This is a genomic window from Clostridium perfringens (assembly GCF_016027375.1).
GTDB lineage: Bacteria > Bacillota > Clostridia > Clostridiales > Clostridiaceae > Sarcina > Sarcina perfringens.
In genome coordinates this window covers 142862-159405 of the sequence record NZ_CP065681.1, presented here as the reverse complement: position 1 = coordinate 159405, position 16544 = coordinate 142862, and the positions used below count along the sequence as shown (strand labels likewise).

The window sequence follows — 16544 nt, the reverse complement described above, 5'->3', positions numbered from 1 at the left end:
CTACAAAATTTTCAAAAATATAGATTAAATTTCTAGTAGAGAAAAATATAAGCTTTATACTAAATTAAAACAATTTGTAAACTTTTGAAAATTTATTTTGATATAATCTAAGTAAGATTTAAATTTATTGTATTTTTAGAATAATATTTTATTTAAAATTTGACCTGTCAAAAGGTCATTTAGATAGTAATTAAAGGCTTTAAATAGAGTAATAGGATTTAATATATTTTTGATTAAGCTTTGATATGAATGCTTAGAAAGGAAGAAGGCAAATGAAAAAAAATAAATTAATAACAGCAATGATATTAGCTGGAGCAATAAGTATTGGCTCATTTACAACAGTTTTTGCCGATACTAAGGAAGTAGTAACTTTAGGAGCTAATCTAAATTCAAGTCAAAAACAAGAGATGTTTAAGGAATTCGGAGTTAAACCTAATGATGTTAAGGTTATAACTATGAATGTTAATGAAATAAGAGAGCAACTTGGATTGCCTAAAATAGTAGGAGAATTTAAAGGCAATGCTTACTCAAGTGCTTTTGTTAAACTAGAGGAAAAAGGGTATGGAATAAAGGTAAAAACAAATAATTTAACAGAGGTTACTAAAACTATGCTAAGTAATGCCTTGTTAACATCAGGGGTTACTGATGCTGATGTTATTGCTACATCTCCATTCCCTGTAACTGGGACATCCGCTTTAGCTGGAGTTCTTCAAGCATTTGAAAAGGCCACTGGAGAAAATATACCTGTTGAAAATAAGGAAGTGGCAAGACAAGAATTAAGTATAACAAATAATTTAGCTAAGGCTAAAAATAGCGAAGGACAAGATATTGGAAAAGATGGAGCAAGTGCTATAGTAAATCAGGCTAAAGAAGAGGTAATAAAGGATAAGCCTAAAAATGATAAAGAGGTTGGGGAAATAGTAAATAATATTACAAATAACTATAATATTAAGTTAACTCCAACACAAGAGCAAGAATTAGTTGCTCTTTTAGCCAATATAAATTCTTTAGGATTAGATTATTCTAAATTAAAAGGAGAACTTGATAGCCTTTCTAATAATATACAGGAAGCTTTAAAAGAAAATGGACAAGAACTTAAAGAAAGTGGAACTTTAGATAGAATCTTAAATAAAATTCTAGGAGTTTGTACTGATATAAAAAATTGGTTTGTAGCACACTTTGGAGATGGAGAAGTTACTATAAATGGAGTTACATATGATAAAGATGGTAATATGATAAACAAGGATCAATTAAATAATATAGGAACTTCAATAAGTGATGAGGACAATGACACTAGTAATAATGAAAGTAAAAATAATATAGAAGATAAATCACAAAAGAGTGATTCTAAGGAGAAAGAAACTGATAAGGCTAATAGCAATAAGCAAGAGGATTCTAATTCTGAAGGAGGACAAGAAAGTAAGGGCAATGGTTCTTTAAATAATGATAACAAAAGTAATAAAGAATCTAAAAATAAAGATGCACAGGGAGCTAAAGAGTCAAAAACTAGTAAACCTAATAAAAATAGTGTAAGTTCATCAAAGAATAATTCAAATAAAAATAATAGTGGAAGCAGTAATAATTCAAAGGATAAAGGTAAGGAAACTATAAAGCTTGAGGATGGTACTGTAATTCCTAAGTATAATTCAAAGGGTGAAGAATATAATCCTGTTACTGGTGGATATGGACATATGCAAGAAACTGAAGATGCTGGAAAGGATTCTGATCAAACTATAGATTATATAATAGTTGATGGGAAGAAGGTTCCACTTCATGATGAACAGGGAAGAGAGTATAATCCTGAGACAGGAAGATATGGAGATCCTGATGATAATTAAAAAATAGTCAAATAACTTTACTTAGTATTATAAATATAGAAAAACTGTAATAGAAACAAAAAAATGTTTTTATTACAGTTTTTTTTATTATTTTACAACAGAAATAAAGGGTAAGGAATATTTATATAGTGAAAGGAGTTGATAAATATGGCAAAGGCAATCTTAACAAAGAAAAGCTTAGTATTAAAGTATCAAAAGGGGGTAGATGATAGTGGAAGCCCTAAATTTTCAACACAAAAGTTTTCTAAGATAAAGGTTGATGCAGAGGATGAAAAACTTTATGAGGTGGGAAAAGCATTAGCAGATCTTTTATCATCAAGAGTTAATTCTGTATTAAAAGAAGATGACTTTAAGTTTGTTGATGACACTCAATAATCTAATAAAAATTAGAGGGGTGATCAGCTGATTTTGTAGTATTTAAAAAAATAAAAATGCTTTTAAATTCTACATTAAAGGTAATCAAAAGAATAGAGAGGGTATTAGTTTTTCTAAGAGAAACCTTAGAATTTATAGATAAGAACTTTTAAAGATAAATTATAAGCTAACAAAAAGTATTAAAAGAATTAAAAGAATTAAAAGAATTAAAAGAGATTAATGAGTAAGATATGCGTTTTAGAAGAAGAAGTAGAAGAACAAAAGATGTAACATAATAAATTAATGGTAAAAAGAAAAGGGGGACTTTAAAATGGAAAAGGAATTATATCTTGTATTGTCTTTTAAAAATGCTGGAGGAAGTATAACAAAAATAACTCTTAAAAATATTAAGGAAGATGTAACTGAGGAAGAAGTTCAAAATCTTATGGAAAAAATAGTGACAGCAAATATATTTGTTTCTAAGGGGGGAGATTTAGTTTCTAAAGTTAAGGGTGAAATAGTAGAGAAAACAACAGAAAGCTTTGAAATGTCTTAATTTAGCTATTAAATAATTTATTAAAAATAAAGAAAAGGGGAAAATATCCCCTTTTCTTTATTTTGCAAAACAGTAATTAATTCCGTTAGAGATTCCAGTTGCAATTTTTATATAATTATCTGGATTGCTTAAATATGAATCTTCATTAGGGTTAGAAATAAACCCTAATTCTATAAGTACAATAGGAACTTTTGACCAGTTAAAACCAGTTAAATCATCTCTTACAACAACACCTCTATTTTTTAATCCTGTATATTTTGTATATGCTGTTAGTATTTTTTCTCCATATGAATAGCTTATATCTGATATATCTTTTGTTACATTTCCTTTTGTAGCAGGAACTAGTATAGAAGCACCACAAGCTTTAGGAGAATCAACTCCGTCACAGTGAATTCTTATAATTAAATTTGCATTATTATCATTACCAATAGTGGTTCTTTCTATATTGCTAAGCTGCTTATCGGGACTATCTTTAGTCATAATTACATTATACCCTTCAGAAATAAGAAGTTTTTTTAATTCTTCAGCTACACCATGAGTTATTGTGTATTCTGGGATTTTACTTTGAACTCCTGTAGCACCTAATGTATCCTTTAATTTTCTTTTTTGTGAGCCTGGACATTCAGGTTCTGTTTCATTAGATATTGTACTAGAATGCCCTGGATCAATAACTATAGTTATATCTTTATTAGCTTTATTAGGTTCATTTTCACAATAAGGTTCTACTTCATTTTTTTTATCAGCTTCCTTATCAGTACTAGAATCAATTTTATTTTTTTCTTTCTCTTGGTCTATGTTTCCCTCTTTAGAATCATTTTTTTCTGTATTATTATTTTCATTATTAGAGTTATTTTTTTCTGTCTCATTATTTTCCTCATTGGAATTATTAATACTATTAGAGTCCTTATTAATATTTGGTTTAGTGGAATTTGATCCACAGCCTAATAGCATTAAAGAAGAAATAATTATAATAGATAAAATTCTTAGAAATTTTTTCATACTATCATCCCTTTATTTGGAGTTTTCAACTGATTTTATAGTTTGAACATTTTTTACTTCATAATCATTTAATTCACTGTCATCACCTTTAAAGGATGAATCAGGATGATACCATGATTTTGAATTAAAATATGCCTTAAATGGATTAGTATTAAATACATATCCATGACGTGCGTATATTTCATTTCTCATTAAAGCAAGAGTACTTTTATTATATTTAGAAAGATCTGATGCTGATAAATAAGAAGAATTACTGTATGGCATTATAAAGTCATAAGGATAATCATATATGTTTCCAGAAAATTTTGATGGATTTTCATTTGTGAAACTATATATGTTATCAACTTTATCATTACTTGAAGAATTTTTACTTTCATTAAGTTTTTTTTGTAAATCATCATATTGTGAAAAGTTTTCTTTGTTATATCCATACTTTGTAGCTAGATCTAAATCATAATCACAGTCAGTGTAATTTTTATTTTTAAAATCTACAGTAGCTTTATTTACATATAATTTTGACATTAAATTATCTTTTTCAGATGTATTTAAGTTTGTTAATATTGAAGAATTATCAACAAAATCAGAGTCAGACTTTAAAGTTGTATAAATAGAATTTAATAAATCATCATTTTTAGAGTATTTTAGAGCACTGTTATAATAAGATAATTTTTCAGTAACTGATGAAGATTTAAGTGCAGAGTTATAATAGTATTTATATAATAAAGGTGATCTTAAAAAATAAATAGAAGTACCTATTATTACAAAAGTTACTAAGGTGAAAATGCTTATTAAAATCTTTTTTTTGGTATTAGAATGTTTAAAATTATCAATATCTTCATTATGATAAGATTCATCATTGAAATTTTCATCTAAATTATCATCAAAACTTGCATCTAGATATTCTTCTTTATTATTAAAATTAGAATCATGAAGAGGTTTGAAATTATTCTTAATATTTTCATTAATATTAGTATTAATTTCTTTTTTTATTTTAGGTGCATCTAAGATTATGGTTTTATCAATATTATTTTTAGAGTTAGGAATATCTTTTTTATCTTTTGTATCTTCTGTATCTGAGTTATTTTCAGTATCTTTATCTACAGATTTTACCTTAGCACCACACTTATTGCAAAATTTCATTGAATCAGATAGTTTATTACCACATTTAGTACAAAATTTCATTAAATCACCCCTTAATCTTTTATATCAGTAAGAACTAATGAACCATTAGCTAGTTTTTTGAAGGTATAGGTATTTTTAAATTCTTGACGCTTAGGAACATTAATTCCTTTACCTATAGAATAAATTTCATTACAAGTAACTTCACCAGTATTTGTATCATTATTAAATGTATAATTTAATATTTCAGTGCTTTCAAAGTTTTCCCTAATATCTTTAGAATGTATTTCAGGGACAACCTTCTTTTGCTTTTTATAAATAGGACTGTCAAATTCAAGGTAGTTTTCTATATAATTAAAACTATTTGTATTAACAGCATAAGCAAAGTCACTTGAGTAATTACTTAATAAAACATAAAGATCTTTTTTGAAATTAGCTTCTGAGGCTTTAGCTTCAGCAAAGTTTATATTTATATTGCTTGAAGAATTTACATCATATTTATTACTTATTATTTTTTTATCTCCATCTGTTGATACTCCATAAATAATACTATTAGGATCAATTGGACCAAAGGTTTTAGCATCTTTAATTTTTACTCCAGTATCTTTATTATTTACATATAGTTCAGCATCTGGAATATCGCTAGTAATATTAACTTTAATAAAGTTATCAAATATACTTATTTCTTGGTTAGAAGATTTAAAAGTATTAACCTCTATATTTTCAGATTTGTTTAAATATGAATTTGATATTTCAGATTTAATAGTATAATTTCCAGGCATTAAAGGGCCTAACTCATCTTTTTTTGTTAAATCTCCAAAAGTTTCATCTCCTATTTGAACTTTTGCATCTTTTAAATCAGTTTTTACCTTTATAAAGCTTGGTTTTACAACTACTTTATAAACAGGTATTAAAAAGAAATCTTTTCTAACCTCTTCTATAGATAAAGGGGAGTCTGTGTCCTTATAATTTCCCTTTTTAAAATCGTCGTTTATTGAAGAAAATTTTGATGGATTTTGATTAAAGTAATCTATTAGAATAGTAGAGTTGCTTTTATTTATTGGTAGAGAGCTATCATTACAATAAAGTATTTTACTAAGTTCCTCTGGATTTGAAGAGGAAATTGAATTTGAAAATGAAAGTGCTATTTCTTTTTCAGATTTAACTGTTGATTTTAAGTAAAAGAATACACCAGAAAATATTACAACAATAAAAACTAGGCTTATTATTATAATTTTAGATTTTTTCTTGTTTTTTTTTATTTTTGAGCAATTAGGGCAAATTCCATTTATTAATTTTGAACCACATTTATTACAAAAATTCATTTTAAAACCTCCTTAATAATAATTTTACATCTAAAATATAATTTAACATTTTTTTGAACAATTGACAAATTTGTTAACAAAACGTTATAATTTAACATAGAATAGGAGGCGTTTTATGTTTTGTTCAAAGTGTGGTAAGGAAATACCAAATGAATCAGTTTTTTGTCCAGAGTGTGGAAATAAGTGTAAGGGTTCTAGTAAAAGTATACCTATAGATGTAAATGAGCATAAAGGATATATAATAAAATCTTTATGTCATCCAATAACTTCAGTTAAGGAACATGTCTTTGGAGTATCATCAAAAATACAATTAATTTATATTGCAATAATAACTTTAATAATACCACTAGTTAAAACTCTTTTATTTAAAGCCTTTAGTTTTAACTTAGTAAAAAGTGTAGTAGGCATTATACTAGAATTCTCAAATATTAATACCTGGGATTTTAATAACATGATAAAGGCTAAAAGTCAGTTTGATATGATTATGGAAAATGTATTTCCTACAGGTAATATCTATTTTTTAAATTTAGGAAGCTATATAATTAATTATGCTTTAATATTAGGTATAATTTATATTATATTTAAGTTTTTAGTTAAAGAAGATATAAATAAAGATTCACTTGTAAACATAATGTTTGTAGTATCTATAATAAATGTATTTATATTAATAATATCCTCTATAGCCCTAGTTTTAGGAGGAGCTATTTGGATGATAGTAAGTATATTTAGTTCTATATTATCAGTTGTGTTATTGTATGCTTTATTTAATACTTTAATAAAATCAAAAAATAAATTTATATACATATATTCTTTAACTTGCATGGTTGTTTATTCAATAAACGCATGGTTTGTTTTTAATAATGTATCATCTATAATTTATCAAATTTATTATAATTTAGAGAGATATTTTATTTAATATAGTATATATAAAGAGGCACTTCTTTTTATAAGTGTCTCTTTTGTGTTTTAATAATTATATAGATTGTATATTTTAGAATATGAATAGGAGTTAAATGTATTTATAATTTAAAAGAATTTTTATGGGAGTAGATTAGATGGAAAGCAAAAAGATTTTTATTATAGAAGATGAAGAAAAGATAAGAGAAGAGCTTACTAAATTTTTAGAGAAGTATGGCTACATTGTAGAGTCATCAGAAGACTTTGAAAATATAGTTGATACTTCATTAAGATGTAATCCTAATATGATTTTACTAGATATAAATCTCCCTTATTATGATGGTTACTATATTTGCAGGGAGATAAGGAAGAAAAGCCAAGTTCCAATTATAGTTGTAACTAGTAGACAAAGTGAGATGGATGAGCTTATGAGTATGAATTTAGGGGCTGATGACTTTGTTACTAAGCCTTATAATACTCAAATACTTTTAGCTAGAATTGCATCAATTATGAAAAGGACTTATTCAGGGGTTGAGGGTGAAACAGAAATATTTAATTGTAGAGGATTAAAATATAATATGTCTACTAGTGAGGTTTCATTTAATGATGAGGTGGAGGAGCTTACTAAAAATGAAAGTAAGATTTTAAATATTCTAATAAGAAATAAAGGGAAAATAGTATCAAGGGATAATATTATAAAGGCTTTATGGCAAAGTAATGAGTTTATAGATGATAATACTTTAACTGTTAATGTAAATAGACTTAGAAGAAAGATTGAAGGAATAGGAGCAGAGGGATATTTACAAACTAAGAGGGGGCAAGGGTATATATTATCATGAATTTAAGAGATTTCATAAAAGAAAGAATAGTTTTTATTATTATAAATTCATTAATATTACTTTTTACAGCTCTATTGCTTATGGTTTTAAAAGTTGATAGCTTTGCCATTTTATTTATTGTTATTATAAACGGGGCAGGGATTTTAATTTATCATATTTTTGATTATTTAAGAAAGAAGCAATATTATAATGAGATAAAGGAAAATATGGAGTCTTTAGATAAGAAATATTTAATATCAGAAGTAATAGAAGAGGGAACTTTTACAGAGAGTAAGTTAATATATGATGTTATATGCAAGAGTAATAAGGCTATGAATGATGAAATAGGGGAGTTTAAGAGAGGAATAAATGATTATAGGGAGTATATAGAACTATGGGTTCATGAAATAAAAACTCCCATAGCAACTTGCAAGCTATTAATAGAAAATAATGAATCTCCACTTACAGAGAGTATAGGAGAAGAGGTTTGTAAGCTAGAAAATTATATAGATCAAGCTCTCTTTTATACTAGAAGTAATACCCTTGAGAAGGATTATATAATAAAAGAAATGAGTTTAAGTAGTTGCGTAAACAAGGTTTTAAACAATAATGCAGATTCTTTAATAAAGAAAAGAGTTAAAATAAGTTTAGGTGATTTAGAAAAAATGGTTTATTCAGATAGTAAGTGGATTGAGTTTATTTTAGGGCAAATAATATCAAATTCTATTAAATATATGAATAAGGAACATAAGGAACTAAAGATATATTGCAATGAAAATAGTAAATATGTGATTTTAAATATTGAGGACAATGGTGCTGGAATAAGTGAAAAAGATATTTCTAGGGTTTTTGATAAAGGATTTACAGGAGAAAATGGACGTAAGTTTGGAAAGTCTACAGGTATAGGACTATACCTATGTAAAAAGCTTTGTAAGAAACTTGGGTTAGATATAACATTGATTTCAGAAGAAGGTAAGTTCACAAGAGTTTCAATTATCTTTCCAATAAACAGGATGATGATTTTTGAATAGGTAATACTAGATTTATTCTTATGATGATTTAAATAGTGAGGGGGAGAATAGATGGGTAAAAAATTTTGGGTTGTAGTTATAGTATGTTTTTTTATTAGATGTTTACTTAATTTAATAGAAGCCATTATGTTAAATATTGAATTTTTAAAGAATATAAATTTTTATTATATTAATACCTTTTTTAATGCTTTTTTAGTTATAATTCTTATTGGATCGTATATATATCTTTATAAAAATTATGAAAAATAATTAATGCGATTAATTTAGTTCATGATTTTTATATAAATATATTTTAAAATAAATATTCATATGAAAATTAAGGAGAGGTATTAAAATAAATTTTGATAATAGTAGTGAAAAAAAGGTGGATTCAATTGATGAATCCACCTTTTTATATACCATTATAATATATTTTAATAGGTTAGCTAAATTTTTTATAAAAAGGTTTTAGAACTGTTTGTATGGACTAGGTTTATTATTTAATGGAAACTAAAGTGATAATAGCAAAGTTAAGATAATAAAGTGAATCTAGCACTTTTAGAAGCTGGATAAAAATAGGCTTAAAGACTTAGGTTCAATCTAATTGTTTTCCAGGTTATTCTAATCTTTACATAAGAATATTTTAAAAATCACAATGTGACACTTTTGTTAGTTTAGTGTTATATAGTTCTATGGATTGAAGATTTTATATGAAATAGAATTAAAGTATAGAAAGAAGTGCTTAAATGGAAAGTTTTAATATGATTTAAGCTAGAGTTTTTTAGATAATATAAGTAAGGATAAGGAGTGTAGTCTAATGGGTAAAGAGGTTTTAAAGGTAAGTAATATAGAAAAGTATTATGGTAAAAAAGGAAATGTTACAAAGGCCATTAATGATATTAGTTTTACTGTTTCAGAAGGTGAGTTTGTTGGAATAATGGGTGCTTCAGGAAGTGGTAAAACAACACTTTTAAACTGTATATCAACTATAGATAAGGTAACTAGTGGTCATATATATTTAGAAGGAGAGGAGGTTACAAGCTTTAGTTCAAAAAAGTTAGCTAAGTTTAGAAGAGAAAAAATAGGATTTATATTTCAGGATTTTAATCTTTTAGATACCTTAACAGCTTACGAAAATATAGCCTTAGCTCTTACAATTCAAAGAGTGAATAATAAGGAAATAGATAAAAGAGTAAGAAGTGTTGCAGAAGCTTTAAATATAAGTAATGAGCTTAATAAATATCCTTATGAAATGTCAGGGGGACAAAAGCAAAGGGTGGCATCAGCAAGGGCAATAGTTACTAATCCATCTTTAGTATTAGCTGATGAACCAACAGGAGCCTTAGATTCAAAGGCAGCTACCATGCTTCTTGAAAGCTTAGAAGATTTAAATAAGAATTTAAATGCAACAATTATGATGGTAACTCATGATGCTTTTACAGCAAGTTATGCAAATAGAATTTTATTTATTAAGGATGGAAAGATATTTAATGAACTTATAAAAGGAACTGATTCTAGAAAAGAATTTTTCAATAGAATAATTGAAGTCATAACTCTTCTTGGAGGTGACAGTAATAATGTATTTTAAGTTAGCCTTTAAAAATATAAAAAAGAGTTATAAAAATTATGTAATATATTTTTTAACCTTGATATTTGGAATATGTATATTTTATACTTTTAACTCCATAGAGTCACAAAGTGTAATGATGGAACTTAATGAGCAAAAGCAGTCAGCCTTTATGATGGCAGAACAATTAATAGGATATTTCTCTGTGTTTATAGCTTTTGTCTTAGGATTTTTAATAGTTTATGCAAATAATTATCTAATAAAAAGAAGAAAAAAAGAGTTTGGAATTTATATGACTCTTGGAATGGAAAATGGAAGCTTATCAAAAATGATATTCTTAGAAACTCTATTTATAGGGGCTATATCTTTAGGAATAGGAGTGGTACTAGGAATAATGTTATCTCAAGCACTTTCAGTACTTACAGCCTATATGTTCCAGGTAGACCTTACAAAGTTTCAATTTGTGTTTTCTCCACTTGGATTTAAGAGAACAGTACTTTGTTTTTCAATAATATATCTTGTTGTATTAATTTTTAACTTTATAAGTGTTAGAAAGATTAAATTAATAGATTTATTAACAGCTTCAAAGAGAAATGAAAAGCCTACTATTAAAAATCTTTGGATATCAGTAATATTATTTTTAGTTAGTGTGGGAATCTTAGGGATTGCTTATTATAAGGTCATACATGATGGAATTGCCTTTGCTAGTTTTAATGCTCTTGGATTACCAATTTTACTAGGATGTATTGGAACATTTATATTCTTTTATTCTTTAACAGGATTCTTTTTAAAGGTGATTCAAGGAAATAAAAAGTTCTATTTAAGAGATTTAAACATGTTTGTTATGAAGCAAATAAGCAGTAAAATAAACACAACCTTTGTATCCTTATCATTTATATGCTTAATGTTATTTTTAGCTATTTGTACATTCTCAGGAGGGTTAGGAATAAATAGAGCTATAAATGCTGACTTAAAGGATTTAACTAAATTTGATGTTACCTTTTGGAGTAATAGTGGTGAAAATATAGAAAAACTTTTGAAGGAAAAAAATATTGATATATCTAATATAGCTAAAGAAGATTCAAACATGGTTATGTATGATAGTGGAGTTAAATACAGTAATTTCTTATCAAAAGAGGGAATGACTGCTATGAAAAACTATTTTCCAGTGGCTAATGATAATGATATATTAGTAATTGGTGAAAATGGATACAATAATACATTAAAACTTCTTGGGAAAGAGCCTGTTAATTTAAAGGAAAATCAATACTTAGCAGTTGGAAATATTGATGAAATGAAAAAGTGGGTTAATGAGAGCTTAGAAAATGGAAATATTGATCAAATGAAAAAGTTGGTTAATAAGAGCTCAGAAAATGAAAAGAAGATAAATATTTCAGGAAAAACCTTAGAGCCTGCAAATAAAAAGTATGAAAATATTAATCTATATAATTTTACTATGAAAGGTGATATTTTAATTTTTGTTGTTAAGGATTCTCTTCTTGAAGGATTAAAACCTGTGTCTAGTAGATTTAATATGATGCTAAAGGATAACTCTAATACAAAGGAAGAATTAGAGAATGTAAGAGATCAGTTAGTAGAAAGTCAGGTTTATTCAATAACAAAAAAAGAAATATATGATAATGCAGCTGGCCTAGGTGCAACAATGGCTTACTTAGGAATCTACCTAGGTTTAATATTTATAATAACATCAGCAGTTGTACTTGCTATTCAGCAGCTTACAGAATCTACTGATAATGTAGAAAGATATAGACTACTAAAAGAAATAGGTGTGGATCAAAAGATGATAAATAAAGCTATATTCACTCAAGTAGGAGTATATTTTATGCTTCCTTTATCACTTGCTATAGTACACTCAATAGTTGGTTTAAAGATTTCTTCTACCATAGTAGGGGTATTTGGAAATGCTAGTATAATGCCAAATATAATTATAACAGCAATAATTTTTGTTATAATTTATGGAGGATACTTCTTAGCAACATATTTAGGGGCTAAGAAAAACATAAATGAAAGATCATAGAGAATTAAATATTAAGACATAAGGATTATTAATTTTAAGGGAGTGTATCAAAATATAATAAAAATTATTTTGATACACTCCATTTTTATTTATTATGGTTAAATTTTGAAAGGAAATAACTTTTTATATCATATAAAATAAATTGAAGCTTGATTTTTTCTAATAAGTTCTAATGTGATGAATTATAAAAAATTTATAAAAGTGGGAATAGCATACTGCAAAACCACAACTAAGTAATACCATACCTAAAGAAATTATCAAATCTTGGTTTAAATTTAATTTAGATAAAAATAAACCTAATAAACTACCAACAATTATTAAACCATAGTTAGGATAGTTTTTTAAAATTTTATTTTTATAACTCTTAGAATTATAAAAATTTTTAATATGATTTATTGATAGAATAATTATTAAAATATATATTATGATGAATAAAATAGATAAATTAATAAATTTATTTATAGAAAGAATTTCATTTAATTTGTATAAACCAGATAAAAATAAAAAAGTGAAAAGGATGATAGTGAAAGAGCAGTATATAAGTCTATGAAACTATATAGTTTTTTCATAAATATTAAATTTATTAAAGAAAAAATATTAAATATGAATATATAAGCATAAATAAATATATTAAAGTTATGTATAAATAAAATAAATATAAAAAAGTTTATAAGAAACATTACTGCCAATATAAGTGGGCGATTAGATTCTAAATTTTTTTCTTTTTGTTTAACCATGAAACATCTCCCCTTTCTTATAAATTATAAAATATTGTAACATAGATGTATAAGAATATTAATTATTTTATTAAAAGGAGGTATAGTAAAAATGGAACAGCTTAACAGAAAAGAAATAATAGAATTAGTAAATATTATTAGAAATCCTAAGGAAGAATGGTCGGAAGCTATGATTGATGAACTAATATTTAAATTAAAAAGAAATGTTATTTATCCAAATCCAAGTGATTTAATTTTCTATACTGAATTATCTGCTGAAGAAATTGCAGATAAAATATTAGCTTATAAACCAATACTATTATAAATTTATTAATAAAAGTAGAGCTATAAAATTTTATAGTTCTACTTTTATTTTTATATTACAAAATATAATTCTAAAATTTATGTGTTGAGGTGATAATTTCCTTGACATTTTTATGTAAAAGTTTTAAGATTTAATACGAACATATGTTTGTATTGAATTAGAACAATGCGCAAAAAAATGATTTTATAATAAATTGAATAAGTGGTATGTACATAGAGAGGGAATGTTTAAAAGTAGATTGGAGGATGAGTTTATATGGAGAGTGAAATTTTTAAATTAATAGCTACACAAGGAGGATTTGCAATATTATTTTCTTATTTGTTATTTTATGTTTTAAAAGAAAATAGTAAAAGAGAAGATAATTATCAAAGTATAATACAAGAACTTACAGAACTATTAACAACTATAAAAAAGGATGTAGAAGATATTAAAAGTAATTTGAATAATAAATGAAAAGAAGTTTTAATAGAATATAAATCTAAATGTTACCACAGCAGATTTTTATGTTTAAGATATTTAAATAGAAGTTACTAATAAAAAAGAGCATAGTATTTAAACTATGCTCTTTGTTTAATTAAAGTTTATTTTCTAACTTTTTTTAGTTTTAATGAAAGGAAACAAACTATTGATAAGATTATAATACCTAACATAGTGAAACCTATATTAGTTAATCCTTCTCCAGTTTTAGGTAATTTTAATTCTTTTTTATTTTGATCATAATTATCATGTTTTGTTAAATTAGAATTATTTTTATTAGAAGTACCTTCAGTTGTTGGTGATTTAGGTGTTTCTACTATAAGAGTTTGAGCCTTATCATCTTTGTTTTCATGTTTTACAATTTGTTTTGTATCTAGTATATAGTCATTATTTGTATCAATTAGGTTTTCTACAGACTCAACACTTTCAAAGACAACGTATTTTTCACCAGCTTGAAGTTTTTGATTACCAAAGTCTAACTCCCATTGGCCACTTCCGTTTTCACCGGCTGTAACTTTAGCTGTTTTAGTAGCAATTTCTTCTAAAGATCCATCAGCTTTTACATGCATTAATGTACCTGTTAAAGTATAGTCTTGATTAGCTACTAAACCTTCATAGTTTATAGTGTCTTTAACATCTACACCGTCTTTAGAATCTTCAAAGCTTACTAAAGCCTCTTTTTCAAAAGAACCATTTACACCATCAGCAATTACAGTAGTTTTTAAATTACCATCTTTAACTTCTGGAAGAATAGGTTTTTCAACTACAAGAGTTTGAGCTTTATCATTTTTATCTTCATGTTTAACAACTTGCTTTGTATCTAACTCATAGTTGTTATCTGTGTCAATTAGGTTCTCAACAGATTCAGCATTTTCAAATACAACATATTTTTCGCCAACTTGAAGTTTTTGATTACCGAAGTCTAGCTCCCATTGGCCACTTCCGTTTTCACCGGCTGTTACTTCTGTAGTCTTAGTAGCAACTTCTTCTAATGAACCATCATCTTTTACGTGCATTAGTTTACCAGTAAGATTATATTTTTCATTAGCTACTAGATCTTTATAGTCTATAGTGTCTTTAACATCTACACCATCTTTAGAATTTTCAAAACTTACTAAAGCTTCTTTTTCAGAAGAACCATTTACTCCATCAGCAGCTACAGTAGTTTTTAAAGTACCTTCTTTAACTTCAGGTATGGTATTAGGAAGTTTTTCATTTTCCAACTTAATAAGGTTTGGAGTAATAAATTTTGTTCCAAGTAAATTTTGATAATAAGTATCATCTGGAAGGTATAAATTTAAGACTAAATTATCTGGAATAGCATTCTTTGCATTTATTAATTCATTTAAAGCATCAATTTCTTTTTGAGATAATTTGTCTAAGCTTAAATTACTATCTGTAAAGTTCCAAACAGCTCTTTGAGTAAGCTTTCTAAACTGTCCTTCTGTCAATTGGTATTTTTCTTTAATGCCAAGTGCGTTACTAGGATACCCGTTATATATAACTCTTAAAACTGAATTTTTTAATTCATCCCCTTTAACCCTAGGCTTAATTGCTTTTTCTGTAAAAAGTTTAGAACTACCAAATTGTTCATTATATAAAACTTTTACAACGGAACCTTTAAATGTAGGAGTAGCCTTTGTAACATTAAAACAATAAACAACAGAGCTAGTATCATTATTATCCATATCTTCAATATAAATAGCATCTCTAAAATCATCCTCTTTAGGATATTTATCAAGTAGAGTGTATCCTTTATATTTTGTGCTTGTTTGAAGTCCACCTGTAGGTGAAACAGTAAAAGTAATAGGATCTGCCTTTATATATCCCTTAGGCACAGAAACTTGCACTAAGGTATATGTACCAGCTTCAAGTTTAAACTCTTTAATCTTTCCATCTGACACCCAACTTAATCCATCCACTGGGGGACCCGATGGGTCAGTACCTTTTACAATTTTAAAACTTGCACCTTTTAATTCCGTCTTAGTATTAGATTCAGTATTACTAAATTTAATTAATATTTTAGGATTTTCAGATGCAAAAACAAAGTGAGATCCAAAATTCATAAAAATAAATGTTAGCATTACAATACATGAAATTATTTTTCTTAATTTTGATTTGATAATAATCACATCCTTTTTAATATAATAAAAAATCTATTATTTAAATAAGTAGCTAAATAGCATTAAATTTAATGCTATTTTTAAAAGATATAAAAATATAATTTAAAAAATTTATAGCCAAGTACTTGTCCAACTTTTGTAATTAATTTTATATAAGTGAAATATAAAATTAATAAAAAAATAACGAATAAAAATTAATAAATAAAAAAAGCTACTTAGGATTTTAATAAATAATTAAATGTTATCGTTATCTGTTTATAAAATTTATATATTTTTAATTATATATTAACATAGAAAAGAAAATTTTAACATAATAATTTGTAAAAATTATTAATTAATTATTTAAATTTGATAACATTGTTTACATAAACATAAAAAATAT

15 protein-coding genes are annotated in these 16544 nt (G+C 25.8%); 11 read left to right on the top strand and 4 right to left on the bottom strand.

Annotation, left to right across the window (positions count from 1 at the left end; translation table 11 throughout):
* The first annotated feature begins 272 nt into the window (after positions 1 to 272).
* The 3 genes from I6G60_RS00925 to I6G60_RS00915 all read left to right on the top strand — a co-directional run bounded on the left by I6G60_RS00925 (position 273) and on the right by I6G60_RS00915 (position 2748).
* The gene (locus tag I6G60_RS00925; protein ID WP_197925543.1) at positions 273 to 1838 is read left to right on the top strand and encodes a DUF1002 domain-containing protein; all 1566 of its coding nucleotides are present in this window, start codon (positions 273 to 275) and stop codon (positions 1836 to 1838) included.
* A gap of 147 nt (positions 1839 to 1985) precedes the next feature.
* Complete coding sequence (locus I6G60_RS00920; protein WP_003448542.1) at positions 1986 to 2213, top strand: DUF1659 domain-containing protein; 228 nt, start codon at positions 1986 to 1988, stop codon at positions 2211 to 2213.
* Between the two features lie 310 nt (positions 2214 to 2523).
* Complete coding sequence (locus I6G60_RS00915; protein WP_003448590.1) at positions 2524 to 2748, top strand: DUF2922 domain-containing protein; 225 nt, start codon at positions 2524 to 2526, stop codon at positions 2746 to 2748.
* A 57-nt stretch (positions 2749 to 2805) separates the two neighbouring features.
* Here I6G60_RS00915 and I6G60_RS00910 read toward each other — a convergent pair whose 3' ends face one another.
* From I6G60_RS00910 to I6G60_RS00900, 3 genes are read right to left on the bottom strand one after another with little or no spacing between them, the layout of a single operon-like run.
* Complete coding sequence (locus I6G60_RS00910; RefSeq protein ID WP_057230358.1) at positions 2806 to 3747, bottom strand: N-acetylmuramoyl-L-alanine amidase; 942 nt, start codon at positions 3745 to 3747, stop codon at positions 2806 to 2808.
* 12 nt (positions 3748 to 3759) lie between these two features.
* The gene (locus I6G60_RS00905; protein WP_110027090.1) at positions 3760 to 4929 is read right to left on the bottom strand and encodes a YARHG domain-containing protein; all 1170 of its coding nucleotides are present in this window, start codon (positions 4927 to 4929) and stop codon (positions 3760 to 3762) included.
* An 11-nt stretch (positions 4930 to 4940) separates the two neighbouring features.
* Positions 4941 to 6191, bottom strand: a complete 1251-nt coding sequence (locus tag I6G60_RS00900; protein WP_197925541.1) for a zinc ribbon domain-containing protein — start codon at positions 6189 to 6191, stop codon at positions 4941 to 4943.
* A gap of 115 nt (positions 6192 to 6306) precedes the next feature.
* On the opposite strand from I6G60_RS00900, the gene I6G60_RS00895 reads away from it, so the two are divergent.
* The 8 genes from I6G60_RS00895 (at position 6307) to I6G60_RS00865 (ending at position 14015) form a co-directional block, all read left to right on the top strand.
* Positions 6307 to 7107, top strand: coding sequence for a zinc ribbon domain-containing protein (locus I6G60_RS00895; protein WP_003479487.1), 801 nt, complete (start codon positions 6307 to 6309; stop codon positions 7105 to 7107).
* 139 nt (positions 7108 to 7246) lie between these two features.
* Positions 7247 to 7927 (top strand): response regulator transcription factor, encoded by a 681-nt coding sequence (locus I6G60_RS00890; RefSeq protein ID WP_197925539.1) that lies wholly within the window; start codon positions 7247 to 7249, stop codon positions 7925 to 7927.
* Complete coding sequence (locus tag I6G60_RS00885) at positions 7924 to 8937, top strand: ATP-binding protein (protein WP_197925537.1); 1014 nt, start codon at positions 7924 to 7926, stop codon at positions 8935 to 8937. Before I6G60_RS00890 ends, I6G60_RS00885 begins: the two co-directional genes overlap by 4 nt.
* A gap of 51 nt (positions 8938 to 8988) precedes the next feature.
* Entirely contained in the window at positions 8989 to 9186 is a 198-nt protein-coding gene (locus I6G60_RS15430; RefSeq protein WP_004456348.1) for a hypothetical protein, read from the top strand.
* A 547-nt stretch (positions 9187 to 9733) separates the two neighbouring features.
* Entirely contained in the window at positions 9734 to 10504 is a 771-nt protein-coding gene (locus I6G60_RS00880) for an ABC transporter ATP-binding protein (protein ID WP_004456351.1), read from the top strand.
* The gene (locus I6G60_RS00875; RefSeq protein ID WP_164805143.1) at positions 10494 to 12521 is read left to right on the top strand and encodes an ABC transporter permease; all 2028 of its coding nucleotides are present in this window, start codon (positions 10494 to 10496) and stop codon (positions 12519 to 12521) included. Before I6G60_RS00880 ends, I6G60_RS00875 begins: the two co-directional genes overlap by 11 nt.
* Positions 12522 to 13349: 828 nt before the next feature.
* Positions 13350 to 13562 carry a bacteriocin immunity protein gene (locus I6G60_RS00870; protein WP_003467733.1) on the top strand — a complete coding sequence of 71 codons (213 nt, stop codon included), beginning with the start codon at positions 13350 to 13352 and terminating at the stop codon, positions 13560 to 13562.
* A gap of 255 nt (positions 13563 to 13817) precedes the next feature.
* A complete protein-coding gene (locus I6G60_RS00865; protein ID WP_003474210.1) occupies positions 13818 to 14015 on the top strand; it encodes a BhlA/UviB family holin-like peptide in 198 nt (65 codons plus the stop codon).
* A 128-nt stretch (positions 14016 to 14143) separates the two neighbouring features.
* On the opposite strand, the gene I6G60_RS00860 is transcribed toward I6G60_RS00865, so the two are convergent.
* Entirely contained in the window at positions 14144 to 16105 is a 1962-nt protein-coding gene (locus tag I6G60_RS00860) for a VaFE repeat-containing surface-anchored protein (RefSeq protein WP_197925535.1), read from the bottom strand.
* Between the last annotated feature and the right edge of the window lie 439 nt (positions 16106 to 16544).

Bases quoted from the DNA above. Each gene is read 5' to 3' on its own strand.
- I6G60_RS00905 (WP_110027090.1), bottom strand. From the start codon at position 4,929: ATGAAATTTTGTACTAAATGTGGTAATAAACTATCTGATTCAATGAAA.
- I6G60_RS00910 (WP_057230358.1), bottom strand. From the start codon at position 3,747: ATGAAAAAATTTCTAAGAATTTTATCTATTATAATTATTTCTTCTTTA.
- I6G60_RS00875 (WP_164805143.1), top strand. From the start codon at position 10,494: ATGTATTTTAAGTTAGCCTTTAAAAATATAAAAAAGAGTTATAAAAAT.
- I6G60_RS00865 (WP_003474210.1), top strand. From the start codon at position 13,818: ATGGAGAGTGAAATTTTTAAATTAATAGCTACACAAGGAGGATTTGCA.
- I6G60_RS00890 (WP_197925539.1), top strand. From the start codon at position 7,247: ATGGAAAGCAAAAAGATTTTTATTATAGAAGATGAAGAAAAGATAAGA.
- I6G60_RS00860 (WP_197925535.1), bottom strand. From the start codon at position 16,105: ATGAATTTTGGATCTCACTTTGTTTTTGCATCTGAAAATCCTAAAATA.
- I6G60_RS00880 (WP_004456351.1), top strand. From the start codon at position 9,734: ATGGGTAAAGAGGTTTTAAAGGTAAGTAATATAGAAAAGTATTATGGT.
- I6G60_RS00885 (WP_197925537.1), top strand. From the start codon at position 7,924: ATGAATTTAAGAGATTTCATAAAAGAAAGAATAGTTTTTATTATTATA.
- I6G60_RS00895 (WP_003479487.1), top strand. From the start codon at position 6,307: ATGTTTTGTTCAAAGTGTGGTAAGGAAATACCAAATGAATCAGTTTTT.
- I6G60_RS00920 (WP_003448542.1), top strand. From the start codon at position 1,986: ATGGCAAAGGCAATCTTAACAAAGAAAAGCTTAGTATTAAAGTATCAA.
- I6G60_RS00925 (WP_197925543.1), top strand. From the start codon at position 273: ATGAAAAAAAATAAATTAATAACAGCAATGATATTAGCTGGAGCAATA.
- I6G60_RS00870 (WP_003467733.1), top strand. From the start codon at position 13,350: ATGGAACAGCTTAACAGAAAAGAAATAATAGAATTAGTAAATATTATT.
- I6G60_RS00900 (WP_197925541.1), bottom strand. From the start codon at position 6,191: ATGAATTTTTGTAATAAATGTGGTTCAAAATTAATAAATGGAATTTGC.
- I6G60_RS15430 (WP_004456348.1), top strand. From the start codon at position 8,989: ATGGGTAAAAAATTTTGGGTTGTAGTTATAGTATGTTTTTTTATTAGA.
- I6G60_RS00915 (WP_003448590.1), top strand. From the start codon at position 2,524: ATGGAAAAGGAATTATATCTTGTATTGTCTTTTAAAAATGCTGGAGGA.